The organism is Exiguobacterium sp. SH0S2, assembly GCF_004337185.1.
In the GTDB taxonomy this organism is placed as follows: Bacteria; Bacillota; Bacilli; order Exiguobacteriales; family Exiguobacteriaceae; genus Exiguobacterium; species Exiguobacterium aurantiacum_A.
The window spans coordinates 127,456-146,341 of the sequence record NZ_SJVB01000003.1; the positions used below are offsets into that span (position 1 = coordinate 127,456).

At 51.8% G+C, this 18,886-nt stretch carries 18 protein-coding genes; 2 read left to right on the forward strand and 16 right to left on the reverse strand.

Annotated elements, in window-relative coordinates:
- The first annotated feature begins 35 nt into the window (after window positions 1-35).
- On the forward strand, window positions 36-206 hold the full coding sequence (locus tag EVJ21_RS09335) for a DUF1427 family protein (RefSeq protein WP_021065708.1): 171 nt from the start codon (window positions 36-38) through the stop codon (window positions 204-206).
- Window positions 207-243: 37 nt separating this feature from the next.
- On the opposite strand, the gene EVJ21_RS09340 is transcribed toward EVJ21_RS09335, so the two are convergent.
- The 5 genes from EVJ21_RS09340 to EVJ21_RS09360 form a co-directional block, all read right to left on the reverse strand.
- On the reverse strand, window positions 244-813 hold the full coding sequence (locus EVJ21_RS09340; RefSeq protein WP_131490385.1) for a hypothetical protein: 570 nt from the start codon (window positions 811-813) through the stop codon (window positions 244-246).
- Between the two features lie 3 nt (window positions 814-816).
- Window positions 817-1,719 carry a deoxyribonuclease IV gene (locus EVJ21_RS09345; protein ID WP_131442975.1) on the reverse strand — a complete coding sequence of 301 codons (903 nt, stop codon included), beginning with the start codon at window positions 1,717-1,719 and terminating at the stop codon, window positions 817-819.
- A gap of 85 nt (window positions 1,720-1,804) precedes the next feature.
- Window positions 1,805-3,148, reverse strand: a complete 1,344-nt coding sequence (locus tag EVJ21_RS09350) for a DEAD/DEAH box helicase (RefSeq protein ID WP_071397764.1) — start codon at window positions 3,146-3,148, stop codon at window positions 1,805-1,807.
- 61 nt (window positions 3,149-3,209) lie between these two features.
- The gene (locus EVJ21_RS09355) at window positions 3,210-4,145 is read right to left on the reverse strand and encodes a sugar ABC transporter substrate-binding protein (RefSeq protein WP_071397765.1); all 936 of its coding nucleotides are present in this window, start codon (window positions 4,143-4,145) and stop codon (window positions 3,210-3,212) included.
- Window positions 4,142-5,905, reverse strand: coding sequence for a sensor histidine kinase (locus EVJ21_RS09360; protein ID WP_071397766.1), 1,764 nt, complete (start codon window positions 5,903-5,905; stop codon window positions 4,142-4,144). The genes EVJ21_RS09355 and EVJ21_RS09360 overlap by 4 nt, the downstream gene beginning before the upstream one ends.
- 120 nt (window positions 5,906-6,025) lie before the next feature.
- On the opposite strand from EVJ21_RS09360, the gene EVJ21_RS09365 reads away from it, so the two are divergent.
- The gene (locus EVJ21_RS09365; protein WP_131463783.1) at window positions 6,026-6,979 is read left to right on the forward strand and encodes a 4-hydroxy-3-methylbut-2-enyl diphosphate reductase; all 954 of its coding nucleotides are present in this window, start codon (window positions 6,026-6,028) and stop codon (window positions 6,977-6,979) included.
- Between the two features lie 47 nt (window positions 6,980-7,026).
- Here EVJ21_RS09365 and EVJ21_RS09370 read toward each other — a convergent pair whose 3' ends face one another.
- From EVJ21_RS09370 to era, 11 genes are all read right to left on the reverse strand, one after another.
- Window positions 7,027-8,139, reverse strand: coding sequence for a Nif3-like dinuclear metal center hexameric protein (locus EVJ21_RS09370; protein WP_131490386.1), 1,113 nt, complete (start codon window positions 8,137-8,139; stop codon window positions 7,027-7,029).
- The gene (locus EVJ21_RS09375) at window positions 8,139-8,855 is read right to left on the reverse strand and encodes a tRNA (adenine(22)-N(1))-methyltransferase (protein ID WP_131490387.1); all 717 of its coding nucleotides are present in this window, start codon (window positions 8,853-8,855) and stop codon (window positions 8,139-8,141) included. The genes EVJ21_RS09370 and EVJ21_RS09375 overlap by 1 nt, the downstream gene beginning before the upstream one ends.
- Before the next feature lie 101 nt (window positions 8,856-8,956).
- Entirely contained in the window at window positions 8,957-9,295 is a 339-nt protein-coding gene (gene cccA, locus EVJ21_RS09380; protein ID WP_070327002.1) for a cytochrome c550, read from the reverse strand.
- A 132-nt stretch (window positions 9,296-9,427) separates the two neighbouring features.
- Window positions 9,428-10,522 carry an RNA polymerase sigma factor RpoD gene (gene rpoD, locus EVJ21_RS09385; protein ID WP_016508087.1) on the reverse strand — a complete coding sequence of 365 codons (1,095 nt, stop codon included), beginning with the start codon at window positions 10,520-10,522 and terminating at the stop codon, window positions 9,428-9,430.
- 35 nt (window positions 10,523-10,557) lie between these two features.
- Window positions 10,558-12,375, reverse strand: a complete 1,818-nt coding sequence (gene dnaG, locus EVJ21_RS09390; RefSeq protein ID WP_233589561.1) for a DNA primase — start codon at window positions 12,373-12,375, stop codon at window positions 10,558-10,560.
- Between the two features lie 110 nt (window positions 12,376-12,485).
- Window positions 12,486-13,328 carry a pyruvate, water dikinase regulatory protein gene (locus EVJ21_RS09395; RefSeq protein ID WP_070327897.1) on the reverse strand — a complete coding sequence of 281 codons (843 nt, stop codon included), beginning with the start codon at window positions 13,326-13,328 and terminating at the stop codon, window positions 12,486-12,488.
- Window positions 13,315-13,944, reverse strand: coding sequence for a transcriptional regulator CcpN (ccpN, locus tag EVJ21_RS09400; protein ID WP_070327000.1), 630 nt, complete (start codon window positions 13,942-13,944; stop codon window positions 13,315-13,317). The genes EVJ21_RS09395 and ccpN overlap by 14 nt, the downstream gene beginning before the upstream one ends.
- Window positions 13,945-13,965: 21 nt before the next feature.
- Entirely contained in the window at window positions 13,966-16,020 is a 2,055-nt protein-coding gene (gene glyS, locus EVJ21_RS09405) for a glycine--tRNA ligase subunit beta (protein WP_131490388.1), read from the reverse strand.
- Window positions 16,013-16,915 carry a glycine--tRNA ligase subunit alpha gene (gene glyQ / locus EVJ21_RS09410; protein WP_016508054.1) on the reverse strand — a complete coding sequence of 301 codons (903 nt, stop codon included), beginning with the start codon at window positions 16,913-16,915 and terminating at the stop codon, window positions 16,013-16,015. The genes glyS and glyQ overlap by 8 nt, the downstream gene beginning before the upstream one ends.
- 280 nt (window positions 16,916-17,195) lie before the next feature.
- Complete coding sequence (recO, locus tag EVJ21_RS09415; RefSeq protein ID WP_071397773.1) at window positions 17,196-17,945, reverse strand: DNA repair protein RecO; 750 nt, start codon at window positions 17,943-17,945, stop codon at window positions 17,196-17,198.
- Between the two features lie 3 nt (window positions 17,946-17,948).
- On the reverse strand, window positions 17,949-18,857 hold the full coding sequence (era, locus tag EVJ21_RS09420; RefSeq protein WP_070326997.1) for a GTPase Era: 909 nt from the start codon (window positions 18,855-18,857) through the stop codon (window positions 17,949-17,951).
- Window positions 18,858-18,886: the final 29 nt, after the last annotated feature.

Below are 18,886 nucleotides of genomic sequence, written 5' to 3' on the forward strand. Positions count from 1 at the left end.
AAACGCTTTCATTTTCGAATATGGAGGAATCATTTATGCAAGAAATCTTACTCTCGTTGCTCGCCGGCCTCATCTGTGGCATGATTTTCACTGCCTTGAAGTTGCCGTTGCCTGCCCCCCCGGTCTTGCCTGGCGTCATTGGAATCTTTGGCGTCTTTCTCGGGATGAAAGTTTACCAATTCGCGCTTGCGAACTGGCCATTTTAAACAAAAAGAACGATGCCCGCGGGCATCGTTCTTTTTGTTACTCTGCATGATGGATCGCCTTATGACAAGTCGGACAGACCCACATCCCGCTGTCTCCTTCAAGATGGTACTCTAGCAGACGATGGGCCATCGCCCCATACCTGTCTATCAAGTCGACTCCACAGCTCGTACAAGCCGTGACGGAAGCGATACGGTGCATCATCATTCGTTCCCGGGCTAGATGCGTCTCGTACGTTTGCCGTGTCCAGCGTTGGGACGGGACTTGATAACCGCGGTCCCACATATCTTTTAACGTCGCATATGACGTCGACACGTCGTACATACCACTCTTGAGCAGCGGATGATGAAAATCAAGGCCGACTAAATCGACGAGACAATAGTCTCGAACTTCATCGTCGGGACGCGTTCGCCAATACCGGTCGTCGGGGCGCGTCGTCGTCTCGACGAGCATAATCTCGACTTCCGCGACGATCCCATATCCAACGACTTCGATCAAGGCTCGTCCCTCAATGCTTCCTTCAATGTAAAACGGGCTCTGCTCGCGAAAGTATGTCGGGAGCGCCGCAAATACGTCATACGTCTCTGGATCGATCTTTAGCACGCTCATCGCTTATTGATGCGCGAGCGCGAATCGTTCGCGCCATTCGGCGTCGAACGCGCCTAATCGGAACATGTCGATCTCTTGCTTATACGGCGCGACTTTCGTCTTCTCGCTGATTGGAATGTAAGGTGTTTCAAGAATTTTTGGCAAATGCGCGAACGCCTCATGATGGATGATTCGGTTCAACGCGTCAAAACCGATTTCCCCGTAGCCGATATTTTCGTGGCGGTCTTTTCTCGCCCCGCGCACGTTTTTCGAATCGTTGACGTGGATGACGCCGAGTCGGTCGATTCCGACGATGCGGTCAAACTCGGCAATCACGCCGTCTAAGTCCCCCACGAGGTCATACCCGGCGTCATGGACGTGGCACGTGTCGAAACAGACCGACAGCCGGTCGTTATGCGTCACTCCGTCGATGATCGTCGCGAGTTCTTCAAACGTCTTCCCGAGTTCGCTTCCTTTTCCTGCCATCGTCTCGAGGGCGATCTTCACCGTCTCGTCTCCGGTCAGCACTTCATTCAAGCCTTCGATGATGCGAGCGAGACCGACGTCTTCGCCGGCACCGACATGGGCGCCTGGGTGAAGGACGACATGGCGGGCGACTTGTAGCGCTTCGGCCCGCTTGATTTCAGCCGCCAAAAACGAGACCGCGAGTTCGAACGTCTCGGGTTTCGTCGTATTGCCCAGGTTGATGATGTATGGGGCGTGGACGACTATCTCCTCGATGTCATGCGCCGCCATGTGGACGAGCGCCGCTTCGATATTTAACTCCTCGATCGGTTTACGACGCGTGTTTTGAGGCGCGCCCGTATAGACCATCATCGTCGTCGCACCGTACGAGACGGCTTCCTCACTGCCAGCGAGCAGCATCTTCTTACCTGAAACCGAAACGTGTGAACCAATTTTTAACATAGTCAACTCTCCTTCGCAATCTTCTGCCTTTAGTGTACACAAAAAGAAGAACCGACTCCATGAAGTCGATTCTTCTGTTTAGTGATTACCGTCTGTTCTTCTTACGGGTCTCACGACGTTCCGTGCGCTGTTGTTGCATATGCTCGCGCGAAGCCGTCTCTTTCAATTTATACTTGAACTTCTTCTTGTAGCCTGGTTTGACTTTCTTCTTCGCCTTCTTGATCTCACCGGCCATACGGCTGTGCGCCGTGTGCGATACTTTCATCTTACGGTCGGTCACGCGGCGTTTACGAGTCTTGATCTCTTGGAGCGTCCCGCCTTTGACATCGACATGTGTGAACGCGAAACCACGCTCTTCAAGTCGATTGATCGGGCCGTTCTCGTGATCTTCATACAGCGTATACGCTTCTCCGGTGGCACCGGCACGACCGGTCCGGCCGACACGGTGTGTGTAGAAGTCGAGATCTTTCGGAATACCGAAGTTGATGATGTGCGACACACCTTTAATATCAATCCCGCGGGCAGCCAAGTCGGTTGCGATCACGTATTGATATTTTGCATCGTTGATGTCTTTGATCGCTTGCTTGCGTCGACGGGCTTGCATGTCGCCATGAAGCGTCCCGACGTTGAGGCCTGCCTCACGGAACGACTTCTCGAGCTCATCCGCGTCTTGTTTCGTGTTCGTGAACACGAGGCAGACGAACGGATTGATCGCTTTGGCCACTTCGACCGTCAATTCTTTGCGGTCGCGGTGACGGACCGGGATGACGTGGTGCTTGATCTTCGGTGCGACGCGGTGCTCGGCACTTGCTTCAGCGTAGCGCGGATCGTGAAGATATTTCTTCAAGAACGGCTCAAGCTTCTCTGGGATTGTCGCTGAGAAGACCATCGTTTGCAGTCTTTCCGGAAGCGACTGCGCGATGCGGTCCACTTCTGGCAAGAAGCCCATATCAAGCATTTGATCGGCTTCATCGACGACGAAATGTTTGACTTTATGCGGGAACAACGCCTGAACTTTCATCAAGTCGAGCAGACGGCCTGGCGTCCCGATGATCAACTGTGGTGGGTTTTTCATCTTGTCGATTTGACGTTCACGGTCAGTTCCGCCGACGATCAAACTCGTCTTAATATAGTCAGGCTGCTTCACGAGGAGTGTTTTCAACTCTTCGTGGATTTGCCAGGCAAGCTCGCGTGTCGGTGCGACAACGATCGCTTGGACTTCATGTTCGCTCGGGTCGATCGATTCTAAAATAGGTAAGAGGAACGCAAGTGTCTTCCCGGTCCCGGTTTGTGATTTTCCAATGATGTCACGGCCATTCATCGCGGCTGGAATAATCCGTGCCTGAATGTCCGTTGGGTTAGTGATGCGCTTTTCTGTCAAGGCATCGACGATAAACGGTAACAATTTGAACTGTTGGAAGCTGTTCAATCGATACACCTCCTGTTTCTTTCCACTTTTCCTAGCATAGCGGAATCTAGTTATTTGTCAATTAATCTTTACCGAGTCCTTCATACAAGTAACTCGATGAATAGTAGTGCGCCGAGATTTTTTTACTGCTCAAATGCTGTTCGAGCGCTTTGAACCCGACTTCAATCATTTCGTTCGGGGATTGCACGACCGTCGCATCGACTTTCCCGCTATGAATCAACGGGTAAATCTCTGTCACACCGTCTACCGACACGATTGTCTTGTCATTTAGTCTCTTGCTCTCGAGCGCCCTCACGACCCCGAACGTATTGTCGTCGTTATGGGAAAACACGGCGTCGAACGGGATGTCTTCCTCGAGCCAGCGCGACATCTCGATCTCGGCTTGGAACGGATCGTAGTTACCCGTGAGCGAGGCCACGACCTCGAGGTCGTCATGGGCTTTATCGTACTCGGTCAACCCGAGGCTACGATCGATGGTCGAGCGGACTTTTGCCGTTCCCCTCACTTCGACGACACGGATCGGCCGATCGAGTGCGGTATGTTTGGCGGCAATATGGTTGGCGGCCATCCGCCCGATTTCAACGTTATCGGACACGACGGACGTGAGCACGCTATCGTGGTCGATCATCCGGTCGATCGCGATAATCGGAATCCCTTTGTCTCTCGCCTTTTCGAGCGATGATTGAATGAACGTCTCGTCAAGCGTCGTCACGAAGATGGCTTTGACACCGCGCTCGATCAAAGAATCCAATTTCTCTTTTTCTAAGACACGTGAATCCTCACTTGTCGTCGGAATCGGAATGAACCCTTTTTGATTGGCCGTTCGTACAAATGCGGCTAACAACTTATTGGCGTGTTCGTGTTTTTCACTGACGAACACGAAGCCGACCTCATTGTTCGTCGTCGCGCGTTCCGGCAACTGGATCGACGTGATCAATAAAATCGTCATGGCCCAGATGACGGGAATCCAAAGCCAGTAATAGCGGAAGCCCTTCATACGTTTGTCCGCCTTGGGATTTTAATCATCATCGCCGTACCTTCTCCTTCAACGCTCTCGATTTCCATTTGACCGTTTACGGCTTTTAATGATTCTCGAATCATGTACAGCCCTAGCCCGTTGCCGTTCTCTTTCGTCGTATAGAACGCCGACCCGACCGTGTTCACTTGATCTTTCGTCATCCCGATTCCGTTATCCTCAATCAAGAACCGATAATCCCGCTCCGTGAAGAGGACCGTGACCGTGACGCTACCGTCCGCCCCTTTTGAATCGACGGCTTCGACGGCGTTTTTAAACAAGTTGTAGATGGTTTGAACGAGCATGTCGCTCGAACAGTAGAACGGCGGCATCTCATTCGGAACAATCAGTTCCCACTTCGTCACCCGTTTATAACATTCGGCGTCGAGTAAGAACTCGAGCCGACTCGCAAATTCAGTCATGTCGAGCCACTCTTCTTGAAGCTTGGATTGATCTGGTTTGGCGAGCGTGAGCATCGTCGTAATCAAATGGTTAGCCCGATTGAGCTCGGACAGTGCAAGGTCGAGCATTTCTTCACTACCATGACCTTCTTTCGCCATCTGCAAGGTGATTTGGACAGGTGTGAGCGGGTTACGGATCTCGTGAGCGATCCCGGCCGCGAGTTGACCGAGCGAGGCGAGCTTCTCTTGTTGGAGCAAGAGCTGTTGTTGGCTCAACTGCTCACGTCGAGCCGTCTCCATCCGATTCGAGTAGTCGTTATACGTATCGAGGAGCGTCTGGACTTCCTTTGAACCGGTGCGTTCGAGTAAAATCGGTTCGAGTGACTGTTGTTTCTTGATGTTTTGAACGAGTTCGAGCAGCGGGCTCGTCAATGTCTTCGAGAGAAGGAGACCGACTAAAATACTTAAGAAGAAAGTGACGAGCGTAATCATCAAATATTGCCAACGTGTATCATAGACCGCCTCATAAACCGAATCCGTGCTATGCTTGGCCAATACGCTCCATCCGTTCACTCGAGCGTCCGGTTCGAACATGATGACATCGTCTTCGGTACTTAAAATCGTCCGAACGTCATACTCATCCGTCGTTTCGACGATTGAGCGTGACAACCTTCGCTCCGCATCCGTGACGAGGTTAAACGATGTCGATAACACTTCTCCCCGCTCATTTAAGAGGTAGAGAATCATATCATCGTTCGTGGATTCGAGCATGCGCCGATAGAGGTCCGAGTTAAGCACACTGATGCTTCCACCAAACATGCCAATCGGTCGGTTGTCCTCGATGACGGGTACGTAAAGATACGTGCCCGCATCACCAGAAATCGATACAGGGTCACTCATGAATAAATCGTCGCCGTTCGAAGTGATGACTTCTTTAAATTTCGGATCAGCCTTTAACGTCATCGCGGGGACTTGCCGTTGCGAATACCAAGTGAATTCATCTTCTCGTAAATCATAGTAAAAGATCGAAGTGAAACTCGTTCGTTGGTTCAAGTAACCCGTCCGAATCCGCTCTTCAATCAAAGGTTCGTTTCCAACATAAGCACCAAGGTAGACGAGGTCTTCATACAATTTCCCAAGCCTTGTCTCGAGGTTCTCGATACTCCCATCAATCGCATAGTCAAATTGTTCTTTCGCCAATTCTTCCGCGCGGGACACCGTCACGCGATCGGCAGAGAAAGCTAGTGATGAGATGACGAGTCCAAGAATGATAAAGATAATAAATGTGATTTGAAAGAAGTACGATTTTCGAACTTCAAGCAATGTTCTCAAGCGTTCCACGGTGTCCCTCCTTTCTAACCTTAAGATTATAGCATGAATACACGCAATTCTTTTCGTATTTTCGAAACAATGTTAGACTAATACGTAGGAAAGCATCGCGAAAGGAGCGTTCATCACGAAATGAAAGTTAAAAAAATTAGCCCACGCGGATACTGCTATGGCGTCGTCGATGCCATGAAATTAGCGAATGAAGCCGTGGCCAACCCAGATTTACCACGGCCTATCCATATACTCGGTATGATCGTCCATAACCGTCACGTCACCCAAGCGTTTGAAGACTTAGGCGTCAAGACCGTAGACGGTGAGGATCGGATGCAAGCAGTTGAAACAATCGACAAAGGGACCGTCGTGTTTACGGCCCACGGCATCTCCCCGCTCGTTCGGAAGCGTGCCATCGAAAAAGGACTGACGATTGTCGATGCGTCTTGTCCTGACGTTCTCGTCACGCACGATTTAATTCGTGAGAAGACAGCGGCCGGCTACGAAGTCATCTATATCGGCAAGCACGGTCACCCCGAACCTGAAGGCGCGATGGGAGTCGCCCCTGGAAAAGTCCATCTCGTCCAGTACGAGAGCGATTTTGAGGCGTTGCCAGATCATTTGTTAGACGCAAACATTCTCGTCACGAACCAGACGACAATGAGCCAATGGGACGTTTCGGCATTGATCGAACTCATTCAAGAACGCTATCCTCACGTCGAGGTGCATAACGAGATTTGTAACGCGACACAAGTTCGTCAGGAAGCCGTGGCCGAACAGGCCGGCGACTGCGACTTGCTCATCGTCGTCGGTGATCCGAAATCGAACAACTCGAACCGCCTCGCCCAAGTCTCTAAAGAGATTGCCGGGACGAATGCCTATCGCATCGGTGACTTGAGTGAGCTCGATCTCAATTGGCTTCAAGACGTCGAAACGGTCGCGGTCACATCGGGCGCGTCGACACCGACGCCGATCACGAAAAAAGTCATCGACTTTTTGACGCAGTACGACCGTGATGACTTGAGCACACACGACAAGACACCTTATCTCGAACTGCGAAACATTTTGCCGAGAGTGAAGGCGCTTCGCAAATGACAAGCAACCCCCGTCCTCATGCATGAGGGCGGGGGTTGTGTTCAGTTTCAGCGGAACTTAAAAGGATTCGTGTCCGTAGCGGAAACGAGGAGCTCGACCTCGAGTTTTGCTGCCGTGAACTTCTGTTGCAAGACGTCGACGACGCCTTGTTTCATGACGCTCTCGACGTGATGACCCGGGTCGACTACGGCGAGCCCGAGCGCCATCGCGTCGTGGGCGACATGGAAATATAAGTCACCGGTCACGTAGGCGTCGGCTCCCTTGAAGTGCGCGGCTGAGACATACTTGTTGCCGTCACCACCGAGCACGGCCACTTTTTTGATTGTTCGGCCCAAGTCGCCGACGACCCGCACCGCTTCGACACCAAAGCTTGCTTTGACATGTTCCGAAAATTCAGCGAGCGTCAGCGGCTTGTCGAGTCGACCGATGCGGCCGAGACCTAGGACAGGCCCTGTAATCTCATCCCGAATCAAGTCATGAGCGACCTCTTCGTAAGGATGAGCGTCAAACATCGCTTTTAACACCCGCTTCTTCTTACTTTCGGTAACGATTGTCTCGATCTTCACTTCATCGACTTGCTCCGTTTTCCCGATTTGTCCGAGGTACGGGTCGGCCAAGTCGAGCGGGGTGAACTGCCCTTTCCCTGTGACCGTGAATTGGCAATCGCCATAATTCCCGATCCTTCCGGCTCCGGCCGAGCCTAACGCTTTAGACACGGCGGACTGATGTGTCTCCGGGACGAAGACCGACAATTTATACACCGGCTCTTCATACGTCGGGACGAGCACTTCGGTCTCACGCAATCCGAGTGCCTCGCTCATCCAGTCGTTGACCCCGCCCTCACAAACGTCTAAATTCGTATGGGCGACGTAGACGGCGATATCGTTTTTCAGACATTTCGTAACGATTCGACCGGCGGCGTTGCGATCGGTCACTTGGGTGAGCGCGCTAAAGATCGGCGGATGATGCGCGATAATCAAGTCCACCTCTTGCTCGATGGCTTCGTCGACGACCGATTCGAGCACGTCGAGCGTGACCATGACCCGATTCACTTGTTTATTCAGCGTACCGATCTGTAGGCCGATCTTGTCGCCTTCGACCGCGAGATGTTTCGGTGCGAACTCTTCAAACAGTTGGATGATATGATTTCCGTTTGCCATCACTGACTCACCTCTCTCATTTTGTCGCGTAACGTTTTGAACTCCTCCTGCTTCCGGACGAGCGCCTCGGTCTGGGCGCCTTCGGCCATTTGACCGAGCACGTAATCCAATTTGTCCGCTTCCCGGCCCCACTTCAATTTGAACGGTTCAGGACGAGTCTTCAGCAACTCCGGCCCGAACATAAGCTGCCACGTCCGCTCCGCCTCGTCCGCACTGTAACGCGTTTCTGTGCCCCGCTCCCCGACAAGAATCTCATATATTTTATCATTCTCCTCGACAATCGTTTCCGTGACGAGCGTAAAACCTGATACAAGCAACCATTCCCGAACTTGCTGTCCATCGACGTTCGGTTGCAGCACGAGTCGTTCGACCGCGCCTAACTTATCCCGTCCGTTCTCTAAGATCGATCGGATCAAGCTTCCGCCCATCCCGCAGATCGAGATACATGTCGCCTCGTCTTCATTCAGGACCGCCAATCCGTCACCGAGCCGGACGTCAATCTTGCTCGATGCGCCGATCAATTCGACTTGGGCTTTGGCCGCTTCCATCGGACCTTGATTCACTTCTCCGGCGATGGCTCGGTCGATGATTCCTTGCTGTACGAGATAACACGGGACGTAAGCGTGGTCGGAACCGATATCGGCTAAAATGCTTCCAGCTGGTATAAAATCGACGACTCGCTTCAGTCGCCGGTCTAACGTGACTTGTTCTTGCATGGGGACAACTCCTTTTGTCTACTTCTTCTTCTTCTTTAGGGTAACGAAATATTCTTGTCCGGACAACAAAAAACGTACCCCAGAAGGAGTACGCCTCACCCTTATTGTTCAATCAACCATGTCGCGAGCACGTCGGCTTCTTCAGCAGACGCGAGACCGGCCGGCATTGTACCTTGACCGTTGACGATGATGTTCGCGATCTCTTCAGCAGACAAACGTTCTCCGACTCCAGTCAACGCCGGACCGACGCCACCTTCAAGATTTCCGCCGTGGCAACCTGTGCAGCCTTTAGCAGCGTACAAGTCTTCCGGGTTCATCTCGGTGACGGCTGGACCTTCAGCGGCTTGTTGCGCTTGGTTTACGCCAAAATACGATAATGAGACCATAGCGATGATTGCGACGATCGCGATCGCTGCAAACGGTAACAATGGATTACGCATTGTATTTCCCCCTCATGTTCTTTCCAAATGTCTATTCCTCACTATTTTACTCAAAAAACAATAAAGAAGGAAGGAAAATCACTCATTTTCCTTCCTTTCTTCTTAATCTTCACATTTTATTCAAAAACACGATTAATCGAGGAAGTCTTTCAAGCGTTTCGACCGGCTCGGATGACGGAGCTTCCGTAACGCCTTCGCTTCGATTTGACGGATCCGCTCACGCGTGACCCCGAACACTTTACCGACTTCTTCGAGCGTGCGCGTCCGACCGTCATCAAGCCCGAAGCGGAGACGGAGTACGTTCTCTTCCCGGTCTGTCAACGTATCGAGCACGTCTTCGAGTTGTTCTTTGAGCAGTTCATAGGCTGCTGCGTCCTGAGGAGCCATCGCATCTTGGTCTTCAATGAAGTCACCGAGGTGCGAATCGTCCTCTTCACCAATTGGTGTTTCAAGCGACACCGGTTCTTGAGCGATTTTTAAAATCTCACGAACTTTCTCAGGCGTCAATTCCATCTCCTTGGCAATCTCTTCAGGAGCAGGCTCGCGCCCGAGGTCTTGCAGCAATTGACGTTGAACACGGATCAATTTGTTGATCGTTTCGACCATATGGACCGGAATCCGGATCGTCCGGGCTTGGTCGGCGATGGCACGTGTGATCGCTTGACGAATCCACCACGTCGCATACGTCGAGAATTTGAACCCTTTCATGTAGTCGAACTTCTCGACTGCCTTGATCAAACCCATGTTCCCTTCTTGGATCAAGTCAAGGAACAACATGCCGCGACCGACATAGCGTTTCGCGATCGAGACGACGAGACGAAGGTTGGCTTCAGCGAGACGTTTCTTCGCCTCGTCATCACCTTGCTCGATTCGCTTCGCGAGTTCGGTCTCGTCTTTGGCACTCAACAGATCGACACGGCCGATCTCTTTCAAGTACATCCGGACCGGGTCGTTGATTTTAATTCCTGGCGGGACAGCCAGATCATTCAAGTCGACCTCTTCGTCTTCTTTTTTCGTAGGAGTCTCTTCGGCATCGGCCGCATCTTCTGTGACGCGGATGTCTTTGCCTTCTAAATCTTCAATGAAGTTATCGATAAAATCTGAATCGACCTCAAAATGGCTGAGGCGATCCTGGATCGCTTGCATCGATACGACACCCTTCTTTTTCCCCAACTTTTCAAGTTCGTCTATGGCGTTAAATAAATCCTCTTTTTTCTTCTCTGCCATCTAGCAGTTCAACTCCTTCCAAACTTCCTTCGCGTTCATCGTTCACGTAAGCGGCGACTCCGGGTAATCAATTCTTGTAGCTTCGATGCCTGGTCTACTATACTTTCGGCATCCTGCCCGATTTCCCTTTTTGCTCGCTCGATTTGACGCTGTTCCTCATAACTGTTTATCACCTTAATGTATTCATCTAAAACCTCTTCAGTCAGATCATCAGGCGCTGACATGAGGCGAATCTCTGCATAGCGGTTGGCATAGTCAGGACGTTGGTCGCAGTGACGCTCCATAAAAGGCGGCATGACCTGCTCAAACTCTTCAAGCGTCATGTCTTCTGAAACGATCTCATAAAACGCCGTCGCCAACATGCGATGAATCTCATCTTGATAAGCTAGGCCGAGTCGGTCGCGAACGAAGCGAACCCGTTCCGGCCCACTGAGCATCGCCCGTAACAGTAATTTTTCAGCCTTCACAAAACGTGGTTCATTCGCTTTACTCGATCGTTTACGGATTGGTTCTGGTTCACGAACCGCTGGTGATGCCTGCACTTGGCTCGACACCGGTCGCGGCATTCGATTCGCTAGCGTTTCGACAGGAATGTCAAACTCATTCGCCAATTTTTTTAAATATAAATCGCGGCGAATCGAGTTGTCCGTCTTGCTGATTTCCCCAAGCATAGCTTCAATAAACCGGATCCGTTCTCCTTCACGATTCATATTTTTCCCGCGCCGAAGCGTCCGGTTCATGAAATCGAGGACGGATAAGCGTTCCGATTCGACAAAACGTTGCCATTGCTCCCGACCGTTCGTCCGAATATAATCATCCGGGTCCGTCTTCTCCGGCAACATGAGCACTTGGACGTCGAGCGGATACGCCTCGAGCATGCGAACGACTTTTAGCGTCGCCTCTTGTCCGGCATGGTCTCCGTCGTAACAAATCACGACTTCATCGACCATCCGTGACAACGCCCGGGCATGCTGCGATGAAAATGCCGTCCCGAGTGAAGCGACGACCTCGGCCGTCCCGGCTTGGGCGACTTGGAGGACATCGACGTTCCCTTCGACAAGGAGCACCCGTTTTTGTTTCCGCATCGATGCACGTGCTTGTGAAAATCCAAATAACAACTCACTCTTGTTAAAGAGTGGTGTCTCCGCCGTATTTACATACTTGGGCTGTCTGTCGTCAATCGCACGGCCGCTAAATCCGACGATCGTGCCGTCTCGATCCGCAATCGGAAAGACGACTCTTCCTTCGAACCGGTCAAAATATTCACCGGATCTAGATTTAGAAATAAGTCCTGCTTCGACCATGACTTCTAGGTCGAACCCTCTTCGCTCGAGTGAATCGACGGTGAAGCGGCGTTGATCAGGGGCGTATCCGATTTTGTATTGCCCGATCGTCGCCTCAGCCAAACCGCGTTCACGTAAATACGTCAAGCCGACTTCTCCGGCCTCGGTTTTCATCAATACCTCGTGATACAGGTCGGCGATGATCCGATGAGCATCACGCATTTGTTTGCGAACGACTTGATCGCGTGTCAACTCTTCGTCACCGGCCACCCCTTCTACAGCGATGTTTGCCCGTGTCGCTAAGCGCTCAATCGTTTCCGGGAAGGACAACCCTTCCGTTTCCATGACGAACGTAAAGACGTTCCCGCCAGCACCGCAACCGAAACAATGGTACATGCCTTTTTCAGGCGATACGGAAAAAGAAGGACTATTTTCCGAGTGGAACGGACAAAGTCCGACAAGACGGTGGCCTTGTTTTTTCAATTCAACGCGTTCACTGATCAAGTCCACGATATCCGTGGCTTGTTTCACTTCCGCAATGACTTCATCCGGTATACGTGGCAACTCCACCACTCCCTATCCAATCTCGCAACGAAACGGAACGCTCACCACGTTCCGTTTCACTATCGTGTCAATACTCTATTATACCGTTAACACGCGTCGATTACTAATGCGAGCGCTCAGTCATCTTTTGACAGTTCAAGCTGACGTAAGATGATTCCTGCCGTCTCTTCGACCGCCTTATTCGTCACATCGATGACCTCGCAACCGATTCGTTCGTATATCCCTCGCGCGTACTCGAGTTCCCGATTGATTCGCTCGAGTTGAGCGTAATCCGCTTCCGGTTTTAGACCGAGCGATTTCAAACGCTCCATTCGAATCGAAATCAACTTGTCCGGAGAAATGATCAAGCCGACGCACTTATCCGGTGACACCTCAAACAGTTCTTCCGGCGGACGCGACTCCGGCACGAGCGGGACGTTAGCGACTTTATAACGTTTTAGCGCCAAATATTGTGACAACGGCGTCTTCGATGTGCGAGACACACCGACGAGGACGATATCGGCCTTTTTCAAGCCACGCGGATCACGTCCGTCGTCATATTTGACGGCAAACTCCATCGCCTCGATTTTACGGAAGTAATCCTCGTCTAGACGATAGATCAGACCCGGTTTCTCACGCGGGCTCTCCCCGAGTTTTCCCGAGAGCACGTCTAGGAGGTCGCCGAGCAGGTCGATCGTTTTGACGTCATACGTTTTACCGAGCGACACGAGCAGTGAGCGATGTTCTTCATTAACGAGCGTGAAGGCGATCACCGCTCCTTGGGCTCTAGCCTGCGTGACGACATCATGAATCGTCTGTTCGTCTTCGACGAAAGGAATCCGGAGTGTCTCGATCGCGTTCTCATGGAACTGGATGCTTGCCGCCCGGACGACGAGCTCACACGTTTCTCCGACAGAGTCACTCACGACAAATACGAGTTGTTTGTTTGTCAAACCAATTTCCTCCTCAGAACGATTCATCGTTGGCAAGTGCAATCAACACCTTGGTCATGTTCGTCTTTGTCATTCGGCCGAGCACGATGAGCGAACCATCCTTCTCTTCGACGACTGGCATGGCGTCAATCTGTTTCTCAATCAACTTCATCCCGGCCCGAATGAGCGTCTCACCTTTTTCACAAACGGTAATATTCGGCATCCGCGTCATAATGACGTTGACAGGCAATTGGTCGAGGTCCTGATTGCCGATGGCGGCCCGCAGTAAATCTTTGCGGGACAACACCCCGACAAGCTCATTGTCTTTTCCGACGACGAACAACGACCCGACATCTTCTAAGAACAACGTGACGACCGCATCATACACGGTCATTTCATTGCTGACGACTTTCGCGGACGACATGAAATCACCAACGGTCAGCGAATCGAGTTTTTCGCGGAGCAGCGATGAATTTCGCTTGCCGACGAACGTGTAGCCGACGCGTGGTCTTGCTTCTAATATTCCAGTCATCGTCAAAATAGCAAGATCAGGGCGGAGCGTGGCACGGGTGAGCGATAACTCTTGAGCAATCTGCTCTCCCGTGATCGGTCCGTTCACTCTCACAATCTCAACAATCTTCTGTTGGCGTTCATTCAGCTGCATAGCCAACCCCCTCTAGTTTGATCAGAGTACGAGCGCGCTGAAGTCAGCAACACGCTCGATCGTCGTAGCGAGTCGCTTCATCTCACTGAGACGATTATGGCGAATCGTTTCTACGTCGCTCATGACCATCGTATTTTCAAAATAAGCACTTATCGGTTGTTCAAGCGCTCGAAGTGATGTGATGGCACGCGTGTAGTCGCCCACTTCGACCGCTTCATGTGTCTCGGGCAATGTTGATTCGACCGCGGCGTGAAGGGCTTTCTCTTCAGCATTCTCAAACAAGGCCGGATCCACTAGTCCTGGTTCGCCTTTTTTAGCGATATTGACGACGCGCGTCAACTGCTCGATCAACTGTTTCGCCTCGTCTGACAGCATATTTTGAACCGCCTCCGCGCGAGCGTCGAGCTGTTCGACAGTCAGACCAGTCGTGAGAACGGCATCAATCACATCGTATCGTACTTGTCTCTCTTGCAGACGATACTTCAAGCGGAGCATAAAGAAGTCGTTAAGTTGCGCCTTGACTTGTTCTTTATCGGCATCGTAAAGTCCTGCTTCCACCTGAGATTCGACAACTTGTGAAAGTAATTTGTCGACTGGTAGATCGACGTGCCAATCTCCAAGAATTTGAACGACTCCTTGCGCTTGGCGGCGAAGGGCGAACGGATCTTGTGAACCGCTTGGAATCATGCCGACCCCGAAGAACGCAGCAATCGAATCGAGTTTATCCGCGAGTGCGAGCGCGGCCCCCGTCGGCGTGGCCGGTGATGCGTCTCCGGCGAAGCGTGGCATATAGTGCTCACGGATCGCGGCCGCAACTTCTTTGTCCTCACCTTGCTGGAGTGCATACTTTTCTCCCATCACGCCTTGAAGCTCGGTAAATTCGTAAACCATCTGGCTAACGAGGTCGAATTTATGAATCTTTCCAGCGCGTTCGACTTTTTGAGCATCGGCACTGAACAGTGGAGCGAGCGTGAGCGCGAGTTGTTGGACGCGACGAACTTTCGCGCCTGTCGTTCCGAGCTTCTCATGGAAGACGATGCGGTCGAGACGGTCGAGCTGGTCGTCGATCTTCGTCTTTTTATCTTCCTCATAGAAGAAGACGGCATCGGCGAGTCGTGCCCGGATGACTTTCTCGTTCCCTTTGGCAACGTTTTGCAGATGGTCTGCGTTACCGTTACGAACCGTCACAAAATAGTGTTGGAGCGTGTCACCGACATAGACCGGGAAATAGCGCTGATGCTCTTTCATCGTCGTGATCAACACTTCTTCCGGAAGGTCGAGGTAGCTCGCATCAAACTCACCGAACAGGGCTGTCGGCCACTCGACGAGGTTCGTCACTTCTTCAAGCAGCGATGCGTCAAGTGTCACCGTCCATCCTTGCTCGTTCGCCAATTGTTCGATTTGACGCTCGATGCGTTCGCGACGGTCGTCGTACGATGCGACGACAAACTCTTGTTCGAGCGTGGCCGCATAGCGGTCAGGTGATGAGATCGTCACGTCGCCTTTACTTAAGAAGCGATGTCCGCGTGTCACATTACCTGTTTTGACGCCCTCGATCTCGAAATCGATCTGTTCTGTCCCAAACATGGCGACTAACCAGCGGATCGGACGCATGTAACGGAGGCTGCTCGTACCCCATTTCATATTTTTCGGGAACGTCATGCCGCGGACGACGTCTTCAAGGCCGCCAAGTAATGAAGCCGTCGGCTGACCTGACTCGTGACGATTTGCGAAGACGTATTCGACCCCTTTTTCTTCCGCGAAGTAAAGGTCGTCGACTGACAGTCCGCGTCCACGCGCAAATCCTGCTGCCGCTTTCGACCAGTTTCCGTCTGCATCTTGCGCAATCTTTTTAGCCGGTCCCCGGAGCGTCTCCGTCAAATCTTGTTGACTCTCCTCGACGTCACGGACGAGTACAGCGAGACGACGTGGTGTCGAATAGACCGTGACAGCTCCGAAGTTGACGCGGGCGTCCGACAAGAACGCCGCTACGCGCTCTCCTAACTGTTTCTCCGAGCGGAGCACGTATTGGGCTGGTAGTTCTTCAAGTCCGATTTCTAGTAAAAGGTCACGCATCCAAGGCACCTGCTTTCTCTTGATTAAGGAGTGGGAAGCCGAGGCGTTCCCGTTCTTCGATAAATTTGGCCGCACATGCCCGCGACATGTTGCGGACACGTTGGATGAAACCGGTCCGTTCCGTCACCGAGATCGCGCCTTTCGCATCGAGAAGATTGAACGTGTGCGAGCATTTTAAGATGTAATCGTACGCCGGGAAGACGAGGTTTTCCTCGAGCGCCCGCTTCGCTTCTTTCTCATACGTGTCGAACAACGTGAACAACATATCGACGTCTGACAGCTCGAACGTGTACTTCGAGTGTTCAAACTCTGGCTGATAGAAAATATCGCCATACTTGAAACCGTCTGTCCAGACGAGGTCGAACACGCTCTCGACTTCTTGAATATATGACGCGAGACGTTCGAGGCCGTACGTGATCTCGACGGCGATCGGGTCGCACTCGATCCCGCCGACTTGTTGGAAGTATGTGAACTGGGTGATTTCCATCCCGTTCAACCACACTTCCCAACCGAGTCCGGCCGCACCGAACGTCGGGTTTTCCCAGTTGTCCTCGACGAAGCGAATATCGTGTTCGAGCGGGTTGATGCCGATGAGCTCCAAACTCTCCAAATAGAGTTCTTGAATGTTGTTTGGGGACGGCTTCATGATGACTTGGAATTGGTGATGTTGATACAGACGGTTCGGGTTTTCCCCGTATCGACCGTCAGCCGGACGGCGTGACGGCTCCGTATAACAAACGTTCCACGGCTCTGGTCCGAGACTCCGTAAAAACGTCATCGGGTTCATCGTTCCGGCCCCTTTTTCTACGTCATACGCTTGCATCGTCAGGCAGTTTTTCGACGCCCAAAAATTTTGCAACGTGAGAATGATTTCTTGCACCGTTTTGTGCTTCATATGTGACACCTCCAAAAGTATTGAAACGACAAAAAACGCCCCTATGTGCCATGCACATAGGGACGGGATTACCCGCGGTTCCACCCTACTTGCCTCGGTATCGAGGCCACTCTTTGGATTGGGGCGCTCCGGAATCGCCATTCGCTCTCTTCATGGCGTTCGGCTCTCACCTTCCCGAACTCGCTTTACCCATGATTTAAGAACTACTCATTTTCCTTCACAGCGCACGCTATTTCATTTGTCTAATCGTAGATTATGGTATCGAACCTTGCATGAATTGTCAATCATCGTTCAAGTAAAGTCGCTGCATCTGATCGAGGACTCGTTTCGTCTTGAGGTTCAATCCGCTGTAAGAGTCCATATAGGCGTCAAACAGTTGCCGTAACAGGAGACGTGTCTCCTTCGTCAACGGGACGTTACTAAACTCTGACAGCTCATGCCGGCTCAACAAGTAAAGTAACTTCGCCAGCCGCTCACTCATCTGAATCGACCCTGCCTCTTGGTGACGCGAACAGAGAAACCCGCCCGACGTCACGGAAAAGAACATCGGGTCGGTCACATCGTTGCACCGGACACAACCGGTCAAGACCGGGGCGACACCGAGCAGATACATAATTCTGAGCTCGAAATGATGGGTGATGATCTCTGGGTCCATTCCGGCGTTCAGCGCTTGGAGCGCGTCATTCAAAATTCGGTATAACGGCCGGTTCGGGACTCGATCTTCGACAGTTTTATCGACGAGTTCGAGCAAGTACACGGCATACGCCATCCGCTCGACATCTTTTCGCACTTCCGGGTATGACGTGATCACGTCAGACGACTTGAGTTGACCGAGACCGCGGCTCGACGGGAAGATATAGACGGCTTCGACGAACGGTTGGCTCGATGCGTGCAACCGACTCCCTGGCTTTTTCGCACCACGTGCCATGACGGCGACTTTCCCGAGCTCTTCTGTGAAGATTGTCACGACTTTGTTGGATTCACCATAATTGACGGTCCGAATGACGATGCCCGTGACTTTTTGTAACATGGCTCAATACTCGTCGTCGCGGAAACCGAGGTCACGGAGTTGGCCCATCTTATTGCGCCAATCTTTTTGGACTTTCACCCATAAGTTTAAATACACTTTCGTACCAAGCAAGAGCTCGATGTCATGACGCGCTTCCGTCCCGACCTGACGGAGCATCGCACCTTTCTTGCCGATGACGATTCCTTTTTGCGAGTCACGCTCGACCATGATGACGGCTTCGACGTCGACCATGTCCGAGTTGTCTCGTTTCTTAATCGATTCGATGTTGACCGCGATCGAATGCGGGATCTCATCGCGCGTGTTATGGAGCACTTTCTCGCGAATCAGTTCCGAGATGATGAAGCGCTCCGGGTGATCCGTCACTTGATCGGCCGGATAGTACATCGGCCCTTCAGGCAGCAGCTTCTTGATCTCACCGATGAGCGGTTCGACGTTATTGCCTTGCAATGCTGAAATCGGAACGTACGCCGCGAAATCAAGTTGATTCGTATACTGTTCGATGACAGCGGGAATCTCGTCCGGGTGAATCAAATCGATTTTGTTCATCACAAGGATGATCGGTGTGTCGAGTCCTTTCAACTTCTCGATGATGAACTCGTCACCGGCACCGCGCGGCTCTGTGACGTTGACCATGAACAAAATCGCGTCGACTTCACGCAACGCGTTCGTCGCCACTTTCATCATGAAGTCGCCGAGACGGTGCTTCGGTTTATGGATCCCTGGCGTGTCGATGAAGATGATTTGCGTGTCGTCTGTCGTATAGACACCTTGGACCTTGTTACGTGTCGTCTGGGGCTTGTCTGACATGATGGCGATCTTTTGACCGATGACCCGGTTCAAGAACGTCGATTTCCCGACGTTCGGACGTCCGATAATTGAAACAAAACCTGATTTAAAACCTTCTTGATACATAGTGCACCTGCTTTCTAAATTTCCAATAC